Consider the following 24,573-nt stretch of genomic DNA (forward strand, 5'->3'; position numbering starts at 1 on the left):
ACCTACGTGTTAATCTAATATAACAGTGTTTTTCGATGCCAGACAGAAAAAAAATCTATCTTTGCATAAATATTTATTCACTAATTTTACAAAAGCATGAAAAAGTTAACTTATTTAGTTATTGCGACGGCAGCGTTGGGTATGGTAGCTTGTACCGGAAACAAAGCCGGATACGTTATCACAGGTACAGTAGAAGGCGCTGCTGACGGCGACACTGTTTACCTTCAGGAAGCAACAGGCAGAAATCTTACAAAACTAGATACCGCAGTCATCTCTAAAGGTACTTTCACCTTCGAAGGCACACAGGATTCTGCAGTAAACCGTTATGTCACTTGCGAAGTGAACGGAGAACCTCTGATGATTGATTTCTTCCTTGAAAACGGTAAAATAAACATTGCACTGACAAAGGACAATGATTCTGCAACCGGTACTTCCAACAATGACGCTTACCAAGCTATCAGAACTCAAATCAATGATATCAGCCAAAAGATGAACGCTATCTACGAAGCGATGGGAGATTCTTCTTTGAGTGACGAGCAGAAAGAAGCCAAGCAAAAAGAAGGTGCCCGGCTGGAAGAAGAATATGATAAAGTAATCAAAGAAGGTGTACAGAAAAACATCACCAACCCGGTAGGTGTATTCTTGTTCAAACAGACTTTCTACAATAACTCTACTGAAGAGAATGCAGCTTTGCTGGAACAAATCCCGGCTAATTTCCAAAATGACGAAACAATCGTAAAAGTTAAGGAACAGACTGAAAAACAAAAGAAGACTGCCGTAGGTACTAAGTTCATTGACTTCGAAATGCAGACTCCGGAAGGAAAAACTGTGAAACTGTCTGATTACGCAGGTAAAGGTAAAGTGGTACTGGTAGACTTCTGGGCTAGCTGGTGTGGTCCTTGCCGTCGTGAAATGCCTAACCTGGTAGAAGCTTACGCTCAGTACAAAGGCAAAAACTTCGAAATCGTCGGTGTATCTCTTGATCAGGATGCTGCTGCATGGAAAGAGTCTATTAAAAAACTGAATATGACCTGGCCGCAAATGTCTGACCTGAAGTTCTGGCAGAGTGAAGGCGCACAGCTTTATGCAGTGAACAGCATTCCTCACACTGTTCTGATTGATGGCGACGGTACTATCATTGCCCGTGGTCTTCATGGAGAAGGTCTTCAGGCTAAATTGGCAGAAGTAGTCAAATAAATGAAGCTGATAAGAGACTTCACCTAATGAAGTAACACTTGTGCCATACCGTTGTCACACTTGTGCCACCATATTGGCACAGTTATGCCACGCCGTTGGCACAGTTGTGCCAATAGGATGGCACAACATCCGACAAGGTATCTTATTCCTGTTAACGCAGTAGGTAAATCTGATCCAAGTACAGGCACTTTTGCCGAAAATACTGATCTTATCCACACCGTTACATTGAGATATAAAAAGATAGCCCCTGCAATTTCGATCGCTCGAATTGCAGGGGCTTCTTTTATATAGGGACGTCAAGCAGGGAAGCGTCACTTCCCTACTTCGTCAAGCTATCAGATAAACCAACGCACGTAGCAGAAGTCCTGACGGTGCGGAAGTTCCGGATTCTTCGGGAACATACGGTAAGACACCTTGAAGCTACCGGCATTTGACAGGCTATGTTTAACCTGGAATGTGTAAAGGTCGCCTTCTTTCTTGATAACGCTGAACGGTTCTACAGAGTAAACGTGTTGTTTACCATCCGCAGTTGTATAAGTAGTTACCAGTTCAAGCCCTATAGCATCATTCAAGCCTTTTTCATCGATTACGTAAGTAATAGTATATTCTTTTCCGCTTTCGATATCACCGGCTTTCAAATCTTCCAGCTTGTCGCAAGATACGATTTCGATAGAATCCCACTTGGCAACGACTTCTTCTTTCCATGCAGCAATTTCTTTTGCTTTTGCATTGTCATTAGCAGACAGCATATGGAAACGTTTTGCCAACTTATTGTAGAACTTATTGTAGTAGTCGTCCAACTGGCGTTTCATCGTATAGTGAGGAGCGATCTGAGCGATAGAATTCTTCACTACCTTGATCCAGCCTTCTGAGTAGCCTTTCTTGTTACGAGCATAGTACAACGGCAGGATTTCTGTTTCAAGAATACTGTAGATAGTAGCAGCATCCAACTGATCCTGATGTTCCTGATTCTGATAAGTACGTTTTTCAGTCAACGCCCATCCTGCACCTTCACGGTAGCCTTCCAGCCACCATCCGTCCAATACAGAGAAGTTGACAACACCGTTCATCAAAGCCTTTTCACCTGATGTACCGGATGCTTCCAACGGACGTGTCGGAGTGTTCAACCAGATATCAACGCCTGAAACCAGACGACGCGCCAACTGCATATCGTAGTTTTCGAGGAAGATAATCTTACCCAGGAATTCCGGACGACGGGAGATTTCGATAATACGTTTGATCAGACCCTGTCCTGCTCCATCGTGCGGATGAGCCTTACCTGTAAACAGGAACTGTACCGGATAATCGGGGTTGTTCACAATCTTAGAAAGACGTTCCAAGTCAGTAAACAACAAGTGCGCACGTTTGTAAGTAGCGAAACGACGACCGAAACCAATCAGCAACGCATTCGGGTTAATCTTGTCCATCAATGAAACGATGCGCGAAGGATCTCCCTGATTTTTCAACCATGTATCACGGAATGATTTGCGGATATAATCCACCAACTTATTCTTCATCGTCATACGAGTCTTCCAGATCTCTTCATCGGGTACATTATAGATGGCTTCCCAAATCTTAGGATTCGACTGGTCGTACCAGAAGTTCTCGTTGAAATATTTAAAGTACAGTTCTTTCCATTCGGTAGCACTCCATGTGGGGAAGTGAACACCATTAGTCACATAACCTACATGTATTTCTTCGGGGAAGTAACCTTTCCAGATAGTAGAGAACATCTCCTGAGAAACTTTTCCGTGCAGCCAGCTTACACCGTTTACTTCCTGAGAAGTGTTGCAGGCAAATACCGACATACAGAAACGTTCGCCCTTGTCACCCGGATTGTTACGTCCAAGATCCATCAGGTCGTCCCAGCTGATACCCATTCTAGCAGGATAACCACCCATGTACTTACCGAACAAACCTTCGTCGAAGTAGTCGTGACCGGCAGGAACCGGAGTATGAACTGTATAAAGAGAAGAAGCGCGAACCAGCTCGATAGACTGATCGAATGTCAGTCCGGTAGCTACATAGTCGCAGATACGCTGCACATTGATCAATGCAGCATGTCCTTCGTTACAATGATAAACATCTTTTTTGATACCCAATGCTTTCAGGGTCAGGATACCACCGATACCCAACAGGATTTCCTGTTTCAGACGGTTTTCCCAGTCGCCACCATAAAGCTGATGAGTAATAGGACGGTCGAACTCGCTGTTCATTTCATTATCTGTATCCAGCAGATACAAAGAAATACGTCCTACATTTACACGCCATACGTTAGCATGTACATAATAATCCAGATAAGGAACATCCACCACCATCGGCTGACCATTCGCATCCATCACACGGTCGATAGGAAGCTGGCCGAAGTTCTGCGCTTCGTAGTTGGCAATCTGCTGTCCATCCATAGACAACGTCTGAGTAAAGTAACCGTAACGATACAGGAAACCTACCGCACAAAGATCTACATTGCTGTCAGAAGCTTCTTTCAAGTAGTCACCGGCCAATACACCCAGACCACCGGAATATATTTTCAGGACGCTGCTCAAACCATATTCCATGCTGAAATAAGCTACAGACGGACGGGTTTCATCCGGCTTCACATCCATGTAATCTCTGAATTTTGTATAAACATCATTCATTCTCCTCAGAATCACCTTGTCTTTTGCCAACGCTTCCAGCTTCTCATAGCTCATACGTTCCAGCAACAACACAGGGTTCTGGCCACATTCTTTCCAAAGTTCCGGATCTAGATCTCTAAATAGTTCTGTCGCTTCAAAATTCCATGCCCACCAAATGTTGCGTGAAATCTCGGACAATTTCTCCAACTCAGCCGGGATACGTGACTTCACTGTAACCTCTTTCCAGTTCGGAGTATTCACATTACTAACTTTAATTTTCATAATGTTTTTGTTTACTTATTGATAATAAAATATTTCTTTAGCCTAACTGACGCTTCATGGCATTGCGCAAGGCAATATCATAAGCCTCGTAATAATATTGAATGAAGTGTTTCCACAATGCCTGCTCTGCAACATCTGCCGCATGCTTACGGATCTCCTTCACTTCTTTTTCCGACTTATCTGCAAACAGCGTAATCGTATCTTTGATGCCATCCGCCACTTCCGAATCATTATAGTCCGAACGATGCAGCACTTCCACTCCATCATTGATGCCATGCTGATTCTTCAGGCTGTTCACCCAAAGGCCAAAACCTGCCAGATCAGTAGTAATGGTAGGCACACGGAACGCTACACTTTCCAGCGGAGTATATCCCCACGGTTCGTAATAGGAAGCATATACACTCAAATCCTGTCCCAGCAATATATCATAATACTCTTTATTCAGGATACCATCACGCCCGTCCAGATAGCAAGGCACAAAAATCACCTTTACTTTATCATCGGGACGGTTGCCCATCCCCAGATATTTCAGCATATCCAGCACTTGGTCATGCGTCATATTGTGCAGCCAATGAGTGATGAAAGGAACTTCAAGCGGTGTATCAAATTTTTCTTTGCTTTTCAGACGTTCCTGCAAGTCTTCACGGGGATCTCCTACCCAACCGGGGACATTGATAAACGCCAATACGTTCTTATGGAGCTTTTTATCCCTGTTCAGACGGTTCAATGACTCCAGGAATACGTCAATACCCTTGTTCTTGAATTCATATCGACCACTGGTACCGATAATTAACGTATCGTCATCCAGATTTGTTCCCAACAATTTATTGGCTACGTTCAACATCAATGAGCGGGCACGTTTACGTTTTCCGGTAAATGTACTGCCTTTAGGTACGAAATCGTCTTCGAAACCGTTCATCAGTACTACGTCTGCCGGTTTGTCGAGCAATTCCTTGCACTCGTTATTCGTGATTTCACTTACTGTCGTAAAACAGTCTACATAATGCGCCGTCTGCTTCTCAATAGAGTGCTTTGACTGCATATTCAGTTCCTGCGCCATCTGGTCACCGTTATAAGCAAACAGATAGTCATACAGCGGCTTATGATTGCCGGCTATCGAACGTCCGATGGAAGTAGCGTGGGTTGTAAAAATAGTAGCCACTTCGGGGACAGCTTCCTGTACATAAAGTGCTCCCATTCCGGTCATCCATTCATGTGCCTGATATACCACCTTATCCGTTTCTGTCAGGTTGTAGCGGTAGAAACTCTCTACTACTTTTCCGGCAGCATACGAAAACATCGAAGCCTCGTCGTAATCGCCATAAGCGTGCAACGAGTCTACTTGAAAACGATTCCACATTTCTGTGTAAATTTCGTTCTTCTGTTCAAAAAAAGGTTGGAAATCAACAAGGATGACAATGGGTTCACCGGGTATATTCCATCGTCCTACACGGACGGAAAGATGATCGTTTTTGAATGCGTGCTTTTTCCAGTCAGCGCACAGATTATCCGACTCGATGAATAGAGGGTTCTCTTTTCCTTGCCACACATCAGGACCTATGAAAAAAATTCTGTCGCGGAATTTTTCCTGCAATGTATTCGCCCGTGTCGACAATACGGTGTATATCCCTCCCACTTTATTACATACTTCCCAGCTGGACTCGAAGATATAATCGGGGGTTAATAAATCTTTTACCATATAATATATTAAAACTCTTTTTAGTATGCGAGTGCAAAAGTACGCATTATTCTTTGAAAAATAATACTTTATGCGAAAAATATGAGTTAATAAGAGGAAAGAAAGGTTAGCCCGCCATGAAAAAAGAATATCCCCTTGCGAACGCAAAGCTGCATTCACAAGGGGATTGAAAGATCTTTATTAAAAATTTTTTTCCTTGAAAAATTTACGCAAGTGCACTACCGATCAAGAAGGTAGCAGCCAAAGCAACGATAGCGTAAAGTTCCGGGAATACGGCAAGAATCAATGTATTACTAAACACGTTGTGTCCCTGACCGATAGCTGCGATACCGTTTGCACAAACTTGTCCCTGACGGATAGCCGAGAACAATGCAACCAATCCCAAAGCAATACCTGCACCCAGAACTGCTGATGCCTGGATCGCAGTGATTTCCGGAGTCAGAATACCGAAGATAGTCTGAAACATAAAGTAACCGGCAAAACCGTACAGACCCTGCGTACCCGGAAGTGCAGTCAATACAAGGAAGTTACCGAATGCACTATCATTCTTTTTCAATGCGCCGATAGCAGCGTTACCTGCAATAGTTACTCCGTAAGCACTACCAATGCCTGACAAACCAACCATAACCGCGATGCCAATGTAGGCAATAAACAAATTCATTTCCATAATCTTATTCTATTTTTATTGTTTAATTCTTAACTTGTTATTTCTCAATATTCTATTCTAAATTTCTAAAAGGCTTGTATTCCTTGCCGCCTCCTTCATAACCGGAGTTCTTGAAGAACTCCACGAATGTCAGACGCATCGGGTGAACCATTGCACCAAGCACATTCATAAACATATTGATGGCATGACCGATCACAAAGATCAGCACCATTACAATAGGACCTGCTATCACGTTATCCGGACTCATACCTACTGCCAGACTGTTGAACACTCCCGCCAGAATACCTCCGGAAAGTCCGAGGGCAAACAGACGAACATAGGACAGGACATCCCCCAGCAGACCTGTAGCCATGTTATATGAATCCCATAACCCAAGCCCGATATTCATAAAGATGTTCTTTCCCGGACTATTATAGAGGAATATCATCGCACCGGAGATACCCAGAATAACCAGATGCACCGTACCTCCCATCGGCAGCACGTTCGGCAACAAAGCCGAAACAGCCAATGAAACCAACAGGATAATCCATCCGATTGTCGCTACTGCATACTTGAAACCAAATTGAATTGTCTGATTCACCGCTTTGAGTACCATACCGAACAGAATCTGAATAGCACCCAAGATCAGTGACAACTGGAACATATCGTTGTTGTCCATCAGAACCGCATGTTTCAGACGTTGCACGATAGGCCAGTCCAGATCATAAATGTTCGCTCCGAAGAATGTACCTGTCAGCAAACCGCAGAAGAAGGTTGAAACAGCCAGCACTTGTATCAGCGACAGGATGGACTTCATGGATGGAGTCACCTTCTTTGCCATCAACCGGTATGCCGTAGCTCCGAGGAACAGGAAAAGTCCATATCCGGAATCTCCCAGACAGAGCCCGAAGAAAACCATAAAGAACGGGGCAAAGAACGGTGTCAAGTCCAGTTCGTTATACTTCGGAAGCATATACAGTTTACAGATCGGTTCAAACCAGGCAAAGAATCCCTTGTTATTCAGCCGAATAGGAACATTATCACCCGGCATCGGATCGGTAATCTCATAATATACATGTGCATCGTTCAGATAAGCCTCTATCTCTACTTTACTGTAGGCAGGAGCCCATCCTTCAACCAGCATCAGTTTATCACCGGCTGCCTGTTCTGAACTCAATACTACTTTAGAGAATTCAATCTGTCCCTGCAATTCCTTCAGAGCTGCTTTCAGGGAAGGTACATCTGTTTCAGAAAGTGCAACCAGTTTCTTTTCGTTCTCTTCAATAGCTTGTTCCGTTGTATCATACAACGTTTCAAGATGTGCCAGCGAATAAGCGGGAAGTTTGGCCTGTTCTACATCCAGATCTACTTCCTGACCAGCTTTGGTGACGGTCACAAAGAACACTTTGGAAGAAATACGGTTAATGATCATCGCATTGTATTCCGTCTCCCATTCTTCTTTATAGTTTCCTTCCGAACAGCTATAGAAACCGATCACATAGCCGGCATCTTTCAACTTCCGGACACCTGCCGGATCAAAGTTGCCCCATGCCTGCAATGCCTCCTTTTCCTTGGCATAACCTTGCAGTTGCTGAGACAATTTGCCATGCTCTGTCTGCAAAGCATCCACTTCGTCCAATACCTGCAAACCACGAGCGGCAGTTCCTCCTTCCGCTGCAATTACAGCATTCTTCTCATGCTTCTGATTTTGAAGCAGTTTCAGAGTAGCTGTCAAGCGGTTTGAAAGGCGGATATTTTCTTGCAGTTCGGTATTGTCGGCGGCACCTTGTTGTTTTTCCACAATGTGGACCACGCCAAGTTCGCGCAGGCTATTCAGGAATTCTTCGTATTCCTTATGATAAACCAGGAATGTAAGTTTCTTCATTTTTGTAATCATGCCTCTACCTCCTTCCTTTTTTCCTGATGGGACTTCATGATCTTTTGCGATGATTTCGACAGGTTCTCTTCATCTTCCATAAACCGCTTGATCTTTCGCAATGCATCCTGATAGCCCGGTATCTGTACCTTCTCAAAAAGATTCACCTTCTGAGTGGTCTTTTTCCTCGCATGTTCTAGCAGGTTCAGCTTGGCGAGCATAAACTCACGTTCAATTGCCGTATGAGCAAGTTCCTCCAGCAAATGGATACCGTCGGCATACCATTTGGGAGCATTAAACATACTGTACGGACGTATCTCGAAATCGATATTTTCGAGTAGCGGTACACGTACACCCGCAATCTTTTTCACGCCAAGATGAACATCATTCACCTTTATCAATGAAGCGTCAAACTCATTCCAAAGGGCGAACATGGCTTCATAGGCTTGAATTTGTTGTTCGAGCCTATCCTCCAGATCGGCAGCTTCCGTTTTACAGCGTTTCACTTCCATGCGGAGGGCGCTTTCCTTATTCTTAATGATAGGAAGCGTACGCACCCGCACTTTCAGTTGCTTTTCGAGCTGCTGAAGAGAGGTCTTGTTATATTGAAACTTTATAGCCACGTTGTTTTTGCTAATTATTAGTTATAAATTACTAGTTGCTAATTATTCACCTTTCGGCCAGTATTGGTCAACAAGTTCCTTCTTGATATTCACTTCTTCCGGACGGAAATATTCACCGAACAAGCCCCAGGCCACATCCAGCATTTCAGTAGTATCAAGGTTGACATCAATGGCCAGCAACTGGTTAGAATAGTCCTTCGCAAAAGCCAACGTACGTTCGTCGTAATTGGTCAGGTCAAAACCGTTTTCCATCTTAGTCTTTGCATTTGCAGCATCGGCATACAGACGTACAGCGGCATTCATCACCTGCGGATGGTCTTTACGTGTCTTTTTACCGGTTACCAGCTGTTTCAGACGAGACAATGAACGGAACGGGTCAACAATAACCTTACCGATATCACTGTCACGACGCAAGAACAACTGTCCTTCCGTAATATAACCCGTATTATCAGGCACAGCGTGCGTGATATCGCCACCGGACAATGTTGTCACCGCAATAATCGTAATAGAACCACCGGAAGGGAACTGTACCGCCTTTTCGTAAATCTTCGCCAAGTCCGAATAGAGCGAACCCGGCATAGAGTCTTTAGACGGAATCTGGTCCATACGGTTAGATACGATTGCCAACGCATCAGCGTAGCTGGTCATATCAGTTAGCAGTACCAGTACTTTCTCATTATTGTTTACAGCGAAATATTCAGCCGCGGTCAATGCCATATCCGGAATCAACAAACGTTCTACCGGAGGATTTTCCGTTGTATTCATGAAACTCACAATACGGTCGAGAGCACCGGCATTAGAGAATACGTTCTTAAAGTACAGGTAGTCATCGTTAGTCATCCCCATACCGCCCAGAATAATCTTATCTGTTTCAGCACGCAATGCCACGTTTGCCATCACCTGATTAAAAGGCTGGTCAGGGTCGGCAAAGAACGGAATCTTCTGGCCGGATACCAGTGTATTATTCAAGTCGATGCCGGCAATACCCGTTGCAATCAGCTCCGACGGTTGTTTACGACGCACCGGATTCACTGACGGACCACCGATTTCCACTTCCTGTCCTTCAATTTCCGGACCTCCGTCAATCGGATCACCGAAAGCATTGAAGAAACGTCCTGCCAACTGCTCACTCACCTTCAACGTAGGCGATTTGCCGAGGAACACTACTTCAGCGTTGGTAGGAATACCTTCCGTACCTTCAAATACCTGCAGAGTGACATCGTCACCGGCAATCTTAACCACCTGTGCCAGTTTACCGTTCACAGTGGCAAGCTCGTCATACCCTACTCCTGTCGCTTTCAGCGAACAAGTAGCCTTGGTAATCTGAGTAATCTTGGTATATATCTTTTGAAAAGCTTTTGTTGCCATCTATATATTTACGATTTAGCTATTTACAATTTACTATTTAACGCTTCTTTCGGCAATCAGTTCTTTTAATTGCTGCTGGAACCCTTCGTACTGCTCTGATTTGAACTTCGAGTAGTTCATCTGCTTACAGACATTGATCATTTTCTTGAAGTAATCCATTACTTCATTGAAGTTTTCAAATTCAAATTCTGTATGACAGATATCTATGATCATATTCAGGATAGCTTCCTGACGTTCCATCGGAGTTACCGAGTCCACCTCATCAAAGGCATCCTGCTGCAGGATTACGAAGTCGATCAGTTCAGATTTCCAGAAGATAACATGGTATTCTACAGGTACACCGTCATCACCCAGAATGTTGATTTGTTCGGCAATTTCTTTACCACGCTGCAAACGGGTTTTAAGCTCATTCACTTTACCGATCCATTCATCATTGATATGATCTTTGATATATTCTTCAAATTCCGGATATTCGATATATTTGGAATATGAGTCAATCGGATTCACAGCCGGATAACGTTTCTTGTCGGCACGGTCCTGTTCCAGTGCGTAGAAACAACGGGCTACCTTCTTTGTGTTTTCCGTTACAGGCTCCTTCAAGTTACCTCCGGCAGGTGACACCGTACCGATAAAAGTAATTGAGCCGGTCTCGTCGTTATTCAGTTTTACATAACCTGCACGGCCATAGAAGTTAGAAATAATAGCAGAAATATCCATTGGGAACGCATCCGGTCCGGGCAATTCTTCCATACGGTTGGACATTTCACGCAATGCCTGTGCCCAACGGGAAGTAGAGTCGGCCATCAGCAATACCTTCAGTCCCATCGAACGGTAATACTCAGCCAAAGACATTGCTGTATATACAGATGCTTCACGGGCGGCTACCGGCATGTTTGAAGTATTTGCAATAATAATGGTACGCTCCATCAATTTGCGTCCTGTATGCGGGTCCACCAATTCCGGGAATTCTGTAAAGATTTCCACTACCTCGTTGGCACGTTCACCACAAGCCGCGATAATTACGATATCCGCTTCTGCCTGTTTGGAAATAGCATGCTGAAGCACTGTCTTGCCTGTACCGAACGGACCGGGGATAAATCCTGTACCACCTTCTACAATCGGGTTCAGCGTATCAATAACACGTACACCGGTCTCCAACAATTTGAAAGGACGCGGTTTTTCTTTATAATTCGTCATAGCCCGTTTCACCGGCCATTTCTGAATCATAGTCACCGGAATGTCATTTCCTTCCTCGTCTGTCAGAATAGCAATTGTATCTTCTATTTTATAATCCCCTTCGGGCATAATCGTTTTTACGGTAGCCGTTCCATTCATAGTAAACGGAGCCATAATTTTCAGCGGCTGGAAGTTTTCATCCACTTGTCCCAGCCATGCGGAAGCCACCACTTTATCACCGGCGCTCACCATCGGAACAAAATGCCATATACGTTCTTTATCCAACGGATATGTATATTGTCCTCTTTTCAGGAAAACACCGTCCATCTTGTCAAGGTCGTTTTGCAGACCGTCATAGTTTTTCGATAACATACCCGGACCCAAGGTCACTTCAAGCATGTGTCCTGTAAATTCGGCTTCGGCGCCCACCTTCAGTCCACGTGTGCTTTCGAACACCTGAACATACACATGCGAACCTACAACCTTAATCACCTCCGCCATCAATCTATCGCCACCGGTAGAGATATAACAAATCTCATTCTGAGCTACCGGGCCGTCAACGACGAGGGTCACCATGTTGGCAATAACGCCACTAACAGTTCCTTTTGTTGCCATATATTTTTTTTAATTTATTATCTGAATTCTGCGGGAATCTGTACCTCATTCTTCAGCGATTCAATAATGCTTCGGAACAATTGATTTCCTCTTTCCTTATCCAATGAAATCCAACGCTCAATCATTTCCAGCTTCAGTAAGAAAGCGAAAATACGTTCTACAGTGAAATAATCGAAGAAGATAGCATCTTCCATCCAGTTCCACCGCAGAGCATCCAATTTCTTTTCACGTTCCACCAGTTCCGTAATCTCACTGGTCTTCACCAACGATTCAAAAACATCCACTTCACCGGACAAACCAAAATCGCGGGCACTGGATGTACGCAAAGCTTCGCACACTTCCGTATTTCCTACAATATGGGAAGCAATATCCCATTTGAATTTACGGGCTGTAAATGCAACAAGAATATTATTAATGTTCAGATTGAATTCAAACCAGGAAGAGACGAACTTATTTCCGCATTTCATAGCATGTTCATAATACAGAGCAGCCAGATGGTCTTCCTGCAACACTATGCTTTCAGCCGGAGTATTCAGATAGTCGGAAATAAAAGTAGATAAATAGGAAGGGAATTCTTTAGGACTGATCTCACCGCCTTCTTTCAGAATAGAAATATACTCGGTGAGTTCCGCAGCAGAATAGTTTCCCCGTCTGTCTATTTCCGCCTCTTTGTCTTTGAGGAGTTTCAACACGTTGGCATTATCAAACTTCAGATAGAACAGGTCAATCAACTTCTGGTCTGAAGCAGACAATCCACTGTAGATTTCGGTTTTAAAATCGGCTACTGTATAGCTCAGTTTACTGTCCTCCAGAGTGAGTTCCGGCAAACCGGCTACCAAGTAATAGTATTTACTACTCATAGTCGCTTCTTTTAAAATAGCATTTCTACCAATTGAGGACGCAAGAACGCTTTGAAGTAATTCATGAATTCTTCTTCTCCGAAGTTCACCTTATATGAACCGTCCGCCGGAGAAACCGTGAATAAAGTTTTGATACCGTTCACTTGTTCGATCGTCACACCTTTATCCAGCAGAGCTTTTGCATGAGCTGCGAAATACTTTTTCAGTGATTCAGCGTCAGCCGTTGAGATGACAATAGGTTCATCTACACTCCATTTGGATGCCAGCGCAACGATAAACGCATTCAGATAATCCTTATCCTGAGCGAAATCCTTCACAGAAGCGGTTATCAACTTGTCAGTGACCATCGTTGCAATCTCGGATTTGAGTGCATTGACAGCCTGACCGGAAAATAGTTTTAACTCTGATTTTGTATTATCTGCCAGTTCATCAGCAGATTTACGAGAGGCAGCAACAATTGAGTCAGCTTCTTTACGAGCATCTTCAATAATCTTCTTTGCTTCTTCCTGAGCATTCGCGATAAGTCTCTGCGCTTCCTCGTTTCCCTTTTCCACGCCTTCACGATAAATCTTATCGGTCAACTCTTGAATTTTGTTTTCCATATTAACAGGAGTATTTAGTATTATTACTATATTAACTGTGTGTCTCTGTAAGATTCTCGCCAAATTTACAAAAATCAATTTGATAAAAAAGAGAAAGACGCAAAGAAAACGCCTCTCTTCTTATAAAATCACACTTTTACACCAATTTTATTCCGGTTATATCCTAGTAATATTACTAAATGACACCTGCTTTAAAATATTATAATGAATAAAATACTCAAAAACTACTTTTGTCTCGATTTGATATATTTTTCTTCTTCTCCTGTTATCATATCAAGCCCGATACCTTTAATTACTGTTTTTCTTCGTTGATAAATACCTAAATACTTAGATTCAACTTCATAAGTAATCTGGGGATAAAAAACAAAGTCCCACAGTCTCTCCCTATATATCGGCTTTATCGTATCGGGCATACTCAGAGCCTCCTTCCATTCTTTCAACTGAGCCGGAGAACTTTCTGACGAGCTACCGGCTGTACTCAATACCAGACACCCCAATAAATAAGTTTTCTCTATCGTTTCTTTATAATTGCTCAATCTGCCTTCCGGCATCGTATCCAGCATATTATTACTAATATCTACCTTCCGAAATCCGTCTAAATCAGGTTTGGAAGTACAAGCAAACAAACAAGCTGACAGACTTAAAACTGCAATAGACTTTATGACTTTCATTTCCTTTTCATTTATGTTCAACGATTCAATATAATCTCACTCTTCTGATTCAAGGTCAGCTCAAGTTCTGCATCTCTGACCTGAGGACTCCAGAAGATACGATTACAATTTATACCTGGCCGATACTTATGCGAATCTTTTCCTGATAAATACAGATTCTCAACCATAAACTGAGTAGTCTCACGACTTCTAAAAGTCCCTAACTCTTCATAATAGTTTGTAGCCTCTACCCACTCAGCTTTCAATTGCAACTTCTCTCCTTTTATATCCAACGAACGAAAGCGACAAGAAGTCAATGAGATATTCTGCCATTCGTCATTAAAGAGATATAAAGAGTCCAAACACAATTTCCTTACATTAATATCCAGCCTAGCCGCACGATTCTCAATAGATAACAATGTTGAATCCGTTTTCAATTCCAGATTCAAACCATCTAAAACCAATCTGCATCCATTTTCTACCTGTCTAATTACCTGATAGATATCTTCATTATCCAGATTAATTTCAATCAATAAGCAATCCCCTTCTTGTGTCACATGCAAATATTGACTTTTCGGATACACAAATATACTCTTACCTGAAGAGTGAGAAGCCTCCACATCCAACTGACCTAACACGCCTATATGATCTTTATCTATCTTCCCTAGCTTTTCAACAACCTTCACATGACGGATTCCCGTCATTTCTATTTCAGTCCGCTCACCTTCCATTGATAAACGATTATCGGTTTTCTCACCGCCAGGTGTATGCAGAAGGATAGGTATAAAGAATAAGCCCAATACAAAAAGTCCTATTATTATATATGTTGTGCGTTTCATATCTTATCTGTTTATTATTGATTTTGTCTTTGTATAAACTCATAATACATCTTCTCTATTTCTTTGATAGAAATACCAAGTGTATAAAGTTGCCTGAAAAAGCTACCGACTTCTTCTTTTAAGAATTGCTCTTTTCGCAATGAATGAATCAGCATCTTTGCCCCGGACGCTACAAAAAAGCCAATCCCTCTTTTATTGTAAATCACCTCCTGAGACTGAAGATACTCATACGAACGCATTACTGTATTTGCATTCACTTCTACAATAGACGCATATTCCCTGACAGAAGGGATACGTCCTTCTTCCTCGTATTGTCCCAACAAGATGTCATCACAAATACGGTCGGCTATCTGTAAATATATTGCTCTGCTTTCTTTAAAATTCATACATACCCTCCTTTTCTATATTCGATGGATTACTTCCGACTCTTTCAAGCGGAAATAAGTCAATGTCCAATTTATAATAGTCAATATTGGGAATAAGATGTGTCCCCATTTAAAGATAAATGAATTCAAATTTACAATATCATTATCTGCAAACACATGAATAGCAACTACTCCGCTCCAATAATAGACAAAGCCTATTACAACCAAACTTATAAGCGTTTTAAGAAAAGTATTCTTAGACCAGAAAATGCTCCCTAGCAAAAATAAAGATTGAACATATAGATTAAGTGAAATCAATAAAATTCCTTGAGACCAATTATGACATAATGAATACCCACCATCTCCCTGGTCAACAAAATACTTAAATTGTGTCGGTTCTATAGAAGGTATTTCCGAATATACCATTGAGCAAATCAAAACGCGGGTATAATCTGCCAATATCATAAAAAAGTAGATAAGTAACGGAAGAATAAGTACATAGATCAGCCAGTGAAGAAAAAACTTCTCAAACGTACTAGCAGGTAACATCAAATTTGTAATACGCCTTGGTTTAGACTTCATTGATTCGAATGCCAACGAAGTACCAAGGCACACAAATCCCCACCAAGCCCACATCCAAATGACCAGAGTAGTTACATGCACATTCAATTCATCAAACGAATAGAGAGGATTATAGCTTTTATATTCAGAACAGCCTACCCATATCAATGCAATTGCCAAAACTCCATACATCATCAATGTGCGAAGAGTGTACAACTTCCAATTCTCTAAAATCTCTTTATGGCATAATTTTCCAAAGCGAGAAAAACTAAAAAATGTATCCTTTATCATAATCTATTCTTCTTGAGCGTGAAACAAATTAGCAATCTTTTGTGGTTGTGCCAGTATTGCATTAAATAGCAGTTCTATGTTGATATCTGAATCTTCGTTGTGTTCATTCAGTAAAAGCAAACTATTCCCATGCAAAGAAGGAACGGCAAAAAGCGCTTTATCAATCAGACTACGGTCATCACTTTCCTTAAAGCACAATTTCTCGCATATATGCACTGTCGATTCATTCAATAATACCCGGCTTTCATCCATGATCATAACAGAATCCAGCATTTTGTCTATATCACGTATCTGATGAGTTGAAATCACAATTGTTTTATTATCTGTCATCCCCGATGCCATAAATTTGCGAAACTGGCTCTTTCCCGGAATATCCAATCCATTTGTCGGTTCATCCATCAATAAAAGAGAAGTATTGGTAGCTAAAGCAAAACTCATAAATACTTTCTTTTTTTGCCCCATAGAAAGTGCCCCTAAATTCACATCCATATCCATTTCAAAACAATGAAGATACTTATACATATCCTCTTTGCTAAAGTTTGGATAAAAAGGAGCATTCAAGTCAATATACTTTTTCAACGATATAGAAGGTAATTCAAATTCTTCCGGAACCAAGAACATATCCTGCAATGTCATTGGCAGACGAGAACGGACATTTATATCATGGTACATTATTTTCCCTTTTTTCGGAGTCAATAATCCAGTTATCAAATAAAGGAGGGTTGATTTCCCTGCCCCATTACGTCCCAACAGTCCATAAACCCGACCTGCCTCTAAAGAAAAAGAAAAGTCGTGTAATACCATGTGCTTTGATTTGGGATAAGTAAAAGATAAATTCTCAACTTTAATCATAATATTATTTTTTAGTTGTTAGAGCTAATATATGGTGCTAAGTGTGTTAGTTTAATAGTACACTACAAAAGTATACATTTGTTCTGAAAAAACAAAAGAAAAGGAAAATAAATTAGATCAAACTACAGGAAATCAACAGGAGAATATGATTTCGATAGAATAAGAAGTTTTAAAAGTAGGAATCATTCGAATCCGATTGAACTAAAATGAAGCTAATATATGGCTTTATAAAGATAAAAGATAGAATATAGCAAAGATGATGGATGGGTATAAACACAGAAATCCCCGCCAGTCAATAAAGACTGGCGGGGACTCTTAAAAACGGCGGCTACCTACTCTCCCACTGTTACGCAGTACCATCGGCGTGACGAGGCTTAACTTCTCTGTTCGGAATGGGAAGAGGTGGAACCCTCGTGCTATAACCACCTGAATAAATTCAATAAGGTTATGACATGATGAAAAGTAAAATTTAAGTAAGATATCAGATCCAATTTAATGAACTTACTGATACGCTCGCTAAACGTATATATCCAACCCGTACAAAGTCGAAAGGAAGTGAACGGGCAATTAGTAATGCTCGGCTTTGATGTTACCACCTTTACACCTGCATCCTATCAACGTCATCGTCTTTAACGACCCTAAGAAATCTAATCTTGTGGCTGGCTTCGTACTTAGATGCTTTCAGCACTTATCCAATCCCGACTTAGATACCCAGCAATGCACCTGGCGGCACAACTGGTAAACCAGCGGTCAGTCCAACACGGTCCTCTCGTACTAGTGTCAGAGCCACGCAAATTTCATACGCCCACGATAGATAGAGACCGAACTGTCTCACGACGTTCTGAACCCAGCTCGCGTGCCACTTTAATGGGCGAACAGCCCAACCCTTGGGACCTTCTCCAGCCCCAGGATGTGACGAGCCGACATCGAGGTGCCAAACCCCTCCGTCGATATGAGCTCTTGGGAGGGATCAGCCTGTTATCCCCGGAGTACCTTTTATCCTTTGAGCGATGTCCCTTCCATACGGAAACACCGGATCACTATGCTCTAGTTTCCTACCTGATCGACTTGTAAGTCTCCCAGTCAAGCGCCCTTATGCCATTACACTCTCCCGACGGTTACCAATCGTCGTGAGGGCACCTTTAGAAGCCTCCGTTACTATTTTGGAGGCGACCACCCCAGTCAAACTACCCACCAAACAGTGTCCTCGTACTACGAGTTAGAACTCAAATAATCAAAGGGCCGTATTTCAACAGCGACTCCACACAAACTGGCGTCTGCGCTTCAAAGTCTCCGGCCTATCCTACACATCAATTACCCAAATTCAATGTTAAGCTATAGTAAAGGTTCACGGGGTCTTTTCGTCCCATCGCGGGTAATCGGCATCTTCACCGATACTACAATTTCACTGAGCTCACGGTTGAGACAGTGTCCAGATCATTACACCATTCGTGCAGGTCGGAACTTACCCGACAAGGAATTTCGCTACCTTAGGACCGTTATAGTTACGGCCGCCGTTTACTGGGGCTTCAATTCAATGCTTCTCTTGCGATGACATCTCCTCTTAACCTTCCAGCACCGGGCAGGTGTCAGGCTGTATACATTATCTTTCAATTTCGCACAGCCCTGTGTTTTTGTTAAACAGTTGCCTGGACCTATTCTCTGCGCCCAACTCTCGTTGGGACCCTTTATCCCGAAGTTACAGGGTCAATTTGCCTAGTTCCTTAACCGTGAATCACTCAAGCGCCTTAGTATATTCAACCCGACTACGTGTGTCCGTTTGCGGTACGGGTACCTTAAAGATTAAGTTTAGCGGATTTTCTTGGGAGTATGTTTACACGCACTATTGGATTGTTCCGAAGAACGTTCCATACTATCAGGTTCGACTCTCATCCCGGATTTGCCTGGGATGATCAGCATCTACACCCTTCAACGGACTATTCCGTCAGTCCGCGGCGCTGTCACGCCTCCGTCTCCACGTCACTCTTTAAGGTAGTACAGGAATATTAACCTGTTCTGCCATCGGCCTCACCGTTCGGCTGAGCCTTAGGACCCGACTAACCCTGATCCGATTAGCGTTGATCAGGAAACCTTAGTCTTTCGGCGAGGGGGTTTCTCACCCCCTTTATCGTTACTTATACCTACATTTGCTTTTCCACACGCTCCAGCAAAGCTCACGCTTCACCTTCGACGCTGAGTGGAATGCTCCCCTACCGATCATTACTGATCCCATAGCTTCGGTAAAACACTTGATGCCCGATTATTATCCACGCCAAACTCCTCGACTAGTGAGCTGTTACGCACTCTTTAAATGAATGGCTGCTTCCAAGCCAACATCCTAGCTGTCTTAGCAATCTGACTTCGTTAGTTCAACTTAGTGTTTATTTGGGGACCTTAGCTGATGGTCTGGATTCTTCTCCTTTAGGACATGGACCTTAGCACCCATGCCCTCACTCCTGTGATAGAACTAATGCGCATTCGGAGTTTATCAAGACTTGATAGGCGGTGAAGCCCTCGCATCTTATCAGTCGCTCTACCTCACATTAGTAACTCACAAGGCTGCACCTAAATGCATTTCGGGGAGTACGAGCTATCTCCAAGTTTGATTAGCCTTTCACCCCCACCCTCAGTTCATCCGGAAGCTTTTCAACGCTTATCGGTTCGGTCCTCCAGTTAGTGTTACCTAACCTTCAACCTGACCAAGGGTAGATCACTTGGTTTCGCGTCTACTCCTTCCGACTCGACGCCCTGTTCAGACTCGCTTTCGCTTCGGCTGCACATCTCAAGATGCTTAACCTTGCCGGAAAAAGTAACTCGTAGGTTCATTATGCAAAAGGCACGCCGTCACTGCTTAAGCAGCTCCGACCGCTTGTAGGCGCACGGTTTCAGGGACTATTTCACTCTTCTATTCGAAGTGCTTTTCACCTTTCCTTCACAGTACTGGTTCGCTATCGGTCTCTCGGGAGTATTTAGCCTTACCGGATGGTCCCGGCAGATTCACGCAAGATTTCTCGTGTCCCGCGCTACTCAGGATACCACTACGCTTAATTTGACTTCGTATACCGGACTATCACCGTCTATGGTTCAACTTTCCAGAGGATTCTACTCATCAAATGTCTTGCGACATCGTGGTCCTACAACCCCACACATGCCGTAACATGGGTGGTTTGGGCTATTCCCCGTTCGCTCGCCACTACTAGGGGAATCATTATTATTTTCTTTTCCTACAGGTACTAAGATGTTTCAGTTCCCTGCGTTAGCTTCCATCAAAGATGGATGACATTCCTTCAGAATGCCGGGTTGTCCCATTCGGAAATCTCTGGATCAAAGGTTATTTGCACCTACCCAGAGCTTATCGCAGCTTATCACGTCCTTCATCGCCTCCGAGAGCCAAGGCATCCGCCATGCGCCCTTGCTTACTTTCTTTCAAACTTACTTTTAAGTATCAGGTATTAAGTATCAGGTATTAACCCAAAGTACTTAATAGTGTTGTACTTAAAACGTACGGTTCGATATATACTTTTAGCTCTTTACTAAATTTTACTTTTTGTACATCATGTCAAAGATCGTTTCTCTTTTCAGAGACTGTGGAGAATAACGGATTCGAACCGTTGACCCTCTGCGTGCAAGGCAGATGCTCTAGCCAGCTGAGCTAATCCCCCAAGAGTAATTGAACATTGCAATAATGAATTGACAACGACAATTTTTGTTCGGAGTAGTCCCAGGCAGAGTTGAACTGCCGACCTCTACATTATCAGTGTAGCGCTCTAACCAACTGAGCTATAGGACTAGTTCAACCTTGTCTACCTGATGTTAGACTCGGCTTCTTTCTTTTCTCTTGTTTATCTCTATCTATACTTCTATAGATGGTTGATCTATATGTTATAAATAAACAAGTACCAGTAGTACAATAATAGAACCTATGAAATCGTTGTTACGACATCGCTCCAGAAAGGAGGTGTTCCAGCCGCACCTTCCGGTACGGCTACCTTGTTACGACTTAGCCCCAATTACCAGTTTTACCCTAGGACGCTCCTTGCGGTTACGTACTTCAGGTACCCCCGGCTTTCATGGCTTGACGGGCGGTGTGTACAAGGCCCGGGAACGTATTCACCGCGCCATGGCTGATGCGCGATTACTAGCGAATCCAGCTTCACGAAGTCGGGTTGCAGACTTCGATCCGAACTGAGAGAGGCTTTTGGGATTAGCATCCTGTCACCAGGTAGCTGCCTTCTGTACCCCCCATTGTAACACGTGTGTAGCCCCGGACGTAAGGGCCGTGCTGATTTGACGTCATCCCCACCTTCCTCACATCTTACGACGGCAGTCTCTCTAGAGTCCTCAGCATGACCTGTTAGTAACTAAAGATAAGGGTTGCGCTCGTTATGGCACTTAAGCCGACACCTCACGGCACGAGCTGACGACAACCATGCAGCACCTTCACATTTGCCTTGCGGCTAACCTGTTTCCAATATATTCAAATGCAATTTAAGCCCGGGTAAGGTTCCTCGCGTATCATCGAATTAAACCACATGTTCCTCCGCTTGTGCGGGCCCCCGTCAATTCCTTTGAGTTTCACCGTTGCCGGCGTACTCCCCAGGTGGAATACTTAATGCTTTCGCTTGGCCGCTTACTGTATATCGCAAACAGCGAGTATTCATCGTTTACTGTGTGGACTACCAGGGTATCTAATCCTGTTTGATACCCACACTTTCGAGCATCAGTGTCAGTTGCAGTCCAGTGAGCTGCCTTCGCAATCGGAGTTCTTCGTGATATCTAAGCATTTCACCGCTACACCACGAATTCCGCCCACCTCTACTGTACTCAAGACAGCCAGTATCAACTGCAATTTTACGGTTGAGCCGCAAACTTTCACAACTGACTTAACTGTCCACCTACGCTCCCTTTAAACCCAATAAATCCGGATAACGCTCGGATCCTCCGTATTACCGCGGCTGCTGGCACGGAGTTAGCCGATCCTTATTCATATGGTACATACAAAATTCCACACGTGGATCACTTTATTCCCATATAAAAGAAGTTTACAACCCATAGGGCAGTCATCCTTCACGCTACTTGGCTGGTTCAGACTCCCGTCCATTGACCAATATTCCTCACTGCTGCCTCCCGTAGGAGTTTGGACCGTGTCTCAGTTCCAATGTGGGGGACCTTCCTCTCAGAACCCCTATCCATCGAAGGTTTGGTGAGCCGTTACCTCACCAACTGCCTAATGGAACGCATCCCCATCGATAACCGAAATTCTTTAATAATTAAACCATGCGGTTTTATTATACCATCGGGTATTAATCTTTCTTTCGAAAGGCTATCCCCGAGTTATCGGCAGGTTGGATACGTGTTACTCACCCGTGCGCCGGTCGCCATCACTTATATTGCTATAAGCATGATGCCCCTCGACTTGCATGTGTTAAGCCTGTAGCTAGCGTTCATCCTGAGCCAGGATCAAACTCTTCATTGTAAAAGTATTGTTTATCATTCTTATGAAAGAATGGTATTTGCTCTGTTCAGGATGCCGTACAATTTATTGACTTCATTAATACCTGTCATTCAGATACATATTGCTATATATCGAACAAGTATTGACGGTTCTATTTTTTCTTGTACTACTTGTATTGTTTATCAATATTTCAAAGAACTAACGTGACTTCTGTCACGCAGCTTTCTTAGCGAAAGCGGATGCAAAGATAAGGACTTTTTCAGATAACATCCAAACTTTTTCGAAGTTTTTTTTGTTTTTATTCTCTGAAGCCTTATTCTCTAACAGAATGTCAATTGTTAGGCTCTGTCTCTCTAGCAAAGCGGGTGCAAAAGTAGAGAACTTAATGACAATATCCAAATATATACTACTCTTTTTTCAAAGTTTTTTTGATTAAAAATATAACTTACTGATTGACAAGGATGTCGAAAAGAGATTTTCTCTTTATAGCTTTAAAAGTAGGAAGAATCTATATACATTATTATATAGCTATATCATTAAAAAAAGATAGTGACACTATCCTGTTACGATAGTGACACCATCCAACAAAGATACTGTCACTATAATAACAGCATAGTGTCACCAAGTATTCGATAAATTAGAAGCTATAAATCAATGCTAAACAAAAGAAATATGATAAACCGAAAACAATTTCTCATTAAAAGAATTTTCATTTCAGCTGAACAATAAATATAAGTTATTAATCAAATATCACCAACCTTAGAACTACCAATCAACAGAATCCCAATCGGCAGCAGAATACCATTCCACAAATTGACGATAATATTTCTCCTGGCTAGAATTATTTTCACGCAATATATAAGTAGAGACTCCTTCAAATCCATCCATAGAAACCATCTTACCATAGCCCGATGAATATGTACAATAATTATTATCTGTAGTATTTTTCCATATAACAGCATTCTTATACATTTCTTTGTAATGATTAAAAGCTTGTGAGTTTCCTTGTATTGACTGCATCAGCCCCATCAAATCATGATAATTATTTTCACGTAAAGGATCATAGCACAATATACTAGAAATATCGATATTATGCGACTGCTGCATAGAGACCGCTGTTTGCAAAACATCTCTCGTAGCAGCAGCTAATGCCGATAACTCACTACTTTTTATAACAGAAATCGAAACTCCTCCTGTCCAATTTTCATTTGAAATGCCGGCACCGGTACTATTATATTTTTTAGCATAAACAGAATAATAATTTTCTGCAATACTAACAGCCGGACTATTCACAGCAAACAATGCAGGAACCACTACCTCATAAGGGGCTCCGGGACCTGGTATTTCTGTCGGAGAACCAATAAAATAATCAGCTCGATTACGTAATTGATAAACGACCTCAACAGATTGCATATAACAAGCATCAAATAATATAAAATCAAAATGAGGAGCTACAGATAATGCTTCATTTAAATCAGGGATATTCATTCTGTTATCTCCATTACCAGTATCCTGTCCCCACCAACGAGTAGAAGGATTATTATAAGGAAGCCAACCATCACCATGCGACCAAAAGACAACACCATAGCTGTCCGCCGGATAATGAGAAAAAGCTGTTGTAAAAACATTCTTCATAACATCAACATCGACAGAATTCTGTGCATCATAAGTGGCAATAACATCTTGCACTACTACGTCTTTATCTTTTCTCAAACGAATCAGCTTGGGATTCGAACCTTTATCCATATAAACCAGCAGATTGTTGTGATTATCATCCACACTCTGCATACCTTCTATCATTTCATTTAAATCTTCACTGGCAAAACGAGAAAGAGAGTTGTCACCCGCAATATAAACTAACACAGTACGCGAACCATAATTAGTTTTATCCTCTTCATCATGACAAGCCGTAAATAGAGCAATCAAACACACCAAAAGGGATAATATTTTAATCTTTTTCATCATATTCTTCATTTGTTATGACCGCAAAGATAAAAA

16 protein-coding genes, 2 tRNA genes and 3 rRNA genes are annotated in these 24,573 nt (G+C 42.5%); 1 reads left to right on the forward strand and 20 read right to left on the reverse strand.

Features of this window, described 5'->3' with window-relative positions; genetic code table 11:
* Window positions 1-96: 96 nt before the first annotated feature.
* Entirely contained in the window at window positions 97-1,197 is a 1,101-nt protein-coding gene (locus BT_RS06520) for a TlpA disulfide reductase family protein (RefSeq protein ID WP_008762996.1), read from the forward strand.
* 335 nt (window positions 1,198-1,532) lie between these two features.
* Here BT_RS06520 and BT_RS06525 read toward each other — a convergent pair whose 3' ends face one another.
* The 20 genes from BT_RS06525 to BT_RS06620 form a co-directional block, all read right to left on the reverse strand.
* Complete coding sequence (locus BT_RS06525) at window positions 1,533-4,097, reverse strand: glycosyltransferase family 1 protein (RefSeq protein WP_011107692.1); 2,565 nt, start codon at window positions 4,095-4,097, stop codon at window positions 1,533-1,535.
* A gap of 37 nt (window positions 4,098-4,134) precedes the next feature.
* Window positions 4,135-5,796, reverse strand: a complete 1,662-nt coding sequence (locus BT_RS06530) for a glycogen/starch synthase (RefSeq protein ID WP_011107693.1) — start codon at window positions 5,794-5,796, stop codon at window positions 4,135-4,137.
* Between the two features lie 205 nt (window positions 5,797-6,001).
* On the reverse strand, window positions 6,002-6,463 hold the full coding sequence (locus tag BT_RS06535) for a V-type ATP synthase subunit K (protein ID WP_005675599.1): 462 nt from the start codon (window positions 6,461-6,463) through the stop codon (window positions 6,002-6,004).
* Between the two features lie 52 nt (window positions 6,464-6,515).
* Window positions 6,516-8,339 carry a V-type ATP synthase subunit I gene (locus tag BT_RS06540; protein WP_105100251.1) on the reverse strand — a complete coding sequence of 608 codons (1,824 nt, stop codon included), beginning with the start codon at window positions 8,337-8,339 and terminating at the stop codon, window positions 6,516-6,518.
* Window positions 8,336-8,941, reverse strand: a complete 606-nt coding sequence (locus BT_RS06545; protein WP_005681263.1) for a V-type ATP synthase subunit D — start codon at window positions 8,939-8,941, stop codon at window positions 8,336-8,338. The genes BT_RS06540 and BT_RS06545 overlap by 4 nt, the downstream gene beginning before the upstream one ends.
* A 42-nt stretch (window positions 8,942-8,983) precedes the next feature.
* The gene (locus BT_RS06550) at window positions 8,984-10,309 is read right to left on the reverse strand and encodes a V-type ATP synthase subunit B (RefSeq protein ID WP_008762991.1); all 1,326 of its coding nucleotides are present in this window, start codon (window positions 10,307-10,309) and stop codon (window positions 8,984-8,986) included.
* Between the two features lie 33 nt (window positions 10,310-10,342).
* The gene (locus BT_RS06555) at window positions 10,343-12,100 is read right to left on the reverse strand and encodes a V-type ATP synthase subunit A (RefSeq protein ID WP_010538526.1); all 1,758 of its coding nucleotides are present in this window, start codon (window positions 12,098-12,100) and stop codon (window positions 10,343-10,345) included.
* Window positions 12,101-12,117: 17 nt separating this feature from the next.
* Window positions 12,118-12,960, reverse strand: coding sequence for a DUF2764 domain-containing protein (locus BT_RS06560; RefSeq protein ID WP_011107695.1), 843 nt, complete (start codon window positions 12,958-12,960; stop codon window positions 12,118-12,120).
* 11 nt (window positions 12,961-12,971) lie between these two features.
* Window positions 12,972-13,562, reverse strand: a complete 591-nt coding sequence (locus BT_RS06565) for a hypothetical protein (RefSeq protein WP_010538528.1) — start codon at window positions 13,560-13,562, stop codon at window positions 12,972-12,974.
* 224 nt (window positions 13,563-13,786) lie between these two features.
* A complete protein-coding gene (locus tag BT_RS06570; protein ID WP_011107696.1) occupies window positions 13,787-14,233 on the reverse strand; it encodes a hypothetical protein in 447 nt (148 codons plus the stop codon).
* A gap of 17 nt (window positions 14,234-14,250) precedes the next feature.
* Window positions 14,251-15,051, reverse strand: a complete 801-nt coding sequence (locus tag BT_RS06575; protein ID WP_011107697.1) for a hypothetical protein — start codon at window positions 15,049-15,051, stop codon at window positions 14,251-14,253.
* A gap of 14 nt (window positions 15,052-15,065) precedes the next feature.
* On the reverse strand, window positions 15,066-15,437 hold the full coding sequence (locus tag BT_RS06580; protein ID WP_010538531.1) for a GntR family transcriptional regulator: 372 nt from the start codon (window positions 15,435-15,437) through the stop codon (window positions 15,066-15,068).
* Between the two features lie 15 nt (window positions 15,438-15,452).
* A complete protein-coding gene (locus BT_RS06585; protein WP_011107698.1) occupies window positions 15,453-16,268 on the reverse strand; it encodes a hypothetical protein in 816 nt (271 codons plus the stop codon).
* A gap of 3 nt (window positions 16,269-16,271) precedes the next feature.
* Entirely contained in the window at window positions 16,272-17,120 is an 849-nt protein-coding gene (locus BT_RS06590; RefSeq protein ID WP_011107699.1) for an ABC transporter ATP-binding protein, read from the reverse strand.
* A gap of 319 nt (window positions 17,121-17,439) precedes the next feature.
* A 5S ribosomal RNA gene (gene rrf / locus BT_RS06595) occupies window positions 17,440-17,550 on the reverse strand.
* A gap of 117 nt (window positions 17,551-17,667) precedes the next feature.
* Window positions 17,668-20,546 (reverse strand): 23S ribosomal RNA (locus tag BT_RS06600).
* Window positions 20,547-20,708: 162 nt separating this feature from the next.
* A tRNA-Ala gene (locus BT_RS06605) sits at window positions 20,709-20,782 on the reverse strand.
* Window positions 20,783-20,836: 54 nt separating this feature from the next.
* Window positions 20,837-20,910: transfer RNA gene (locus BT_RS06610), tRNA-Ile, on the reverse strand.
* A gap of 161 nt (window positions 20,911-21,071) precedes the next feature.
* Window positions 21,072-22,596, reverse strand: a 16S ribosomal RNA gene (locus tag BT_RS06615).
* The 16S, 23S and 5S rRNA genes sit together here with 2 tRNA genes alongside, the layout of an rRNA operon.
* Window positions 22,597-23,340: 744 nt before the next feature.
* Window positions 23,341-24,540 carry a clostripain-related cysteine peptidase gene (locus BT_RS06620; protein ID WP_011107701.1) on the reverse strand — a complete coding sequence of 400 codons (1,200 nt, stop codon included), beginning with the start codon at window positions 24,538-24,540 and terminating at the stop codon, window positions 23,341-23,343.
* Between the last annotated feature and the right edge of the window lie 33 nt (window positions 24,541-24,573).

Source organism: Bacteroides thetaiotaomicron VPI-5482 (genome assembly GCF_000011065.1).
Taxonomy (GTDB): domain Bacteria; phylum Bacteroidota; class Bacteroidia; order Bacteroidales; family Bacteroidaceae; genus Bacteroides; species Bacteroides thetaiotaomicron.

Coding starts and splice junctions, on each gene's coding strand:
- BT_RS06520 (WP_008762996.1), top strand. CDS start 97: ATGAAAAAGTTAACTTATTTAGTTATTGCGACGGCAGCGTTGGGTATG.
- BT_RS06525 (WP_011107692.1), bottom strand. CDS start 4,097: ATGAAAATTAAAGTTAGTAATGTGAATACTCCGAACTGGAAAGAGGTT.
- BT_RS06530 (WP_011107693.1), bottom strand. CDS start 5,796: ATGGTAAAAGATTTATTAACCCCCGATTATATCTTCGAGTCCAGCTGG.
- BT_RS06535 (WP_005675599.1), bottom strand. CDS start 6,463: ATGGAAATGAATTTGTTTATTGCCTACATTGGCATCGCGGTTATGGTT.
- BT_RS06540 (WP_105100251.1), bottom strand. CDS start 8,339: ATGATTACAAAAATGAAGAAACTTACATTCCTGGTTTATCATAAGGAA.
- BT_RS06550 (WP_008762991.1), bottom strand. CDS start 10,309: ATGGCAACAAAAGCTTTTCAAAAGATATATACCAAGATTACTCAGATT.
- BT_RS06555 (WP_010538526.1), bottom strand. CDS start 12,100: ATGGCAACAAAAGGAACTGTTAGTGGCGTTATTGCCAACATGGTGACC.
- BT_RS06560 (WP_011107695.1), bottom strand. CDS start 12,960: ATGAGTAGTAAATACTATTACTTGGTAGCCGGTTTGCCGGAACTCACT.
- BT_RS06565 (WP_010538528.1), bottom strand. CDS start 13,562: ATGGAAAACAAAATTCAAGAGTTGACCGATAAGATTTATCGTGAAGGC.
- BT_RS06570 (WP_011107696.1), bottom strand. CDS start 14,233: ATGAAAGTCATAAAGTCTATTGCAGTTTTAAGTCTGTCAGCTTGTTTG.
- BT_RS06575 (WP_011107697.1), bottom strand. CDS start 15,051: ATGAAACGCACAACATATATAATAATAGGACTTTTTGTATTGGGCTTA.
- BT_RS06580 (WP_010538531.1), bottom strand. CDS start 15,437: ATGAATTTTAAAGAAAGCAGAGCAATATATTTACAGATAGCCGACCGT.
- BT_RS06585 (WP_011107698.1), bottom strand. CDS start 16,268: ATGATAAAGGATACATTTTTTAGTTTTTCTCGCTTTGGAAAATTATGC.
- BT_RS06590 (WP_011107699.1), bottom strand. CDS start 17,120: ATGATTAAAGTTGAGAATTTATCTTTTACTTATCCCAAATCAAAGCAC.
- BT_RS06620 (WP_011107701.1), bottom strand. CDS start 24,540: ATGATGAAAAAGATTAAAATATTATCCCTTTTGGTGTGTTTGATTGCT.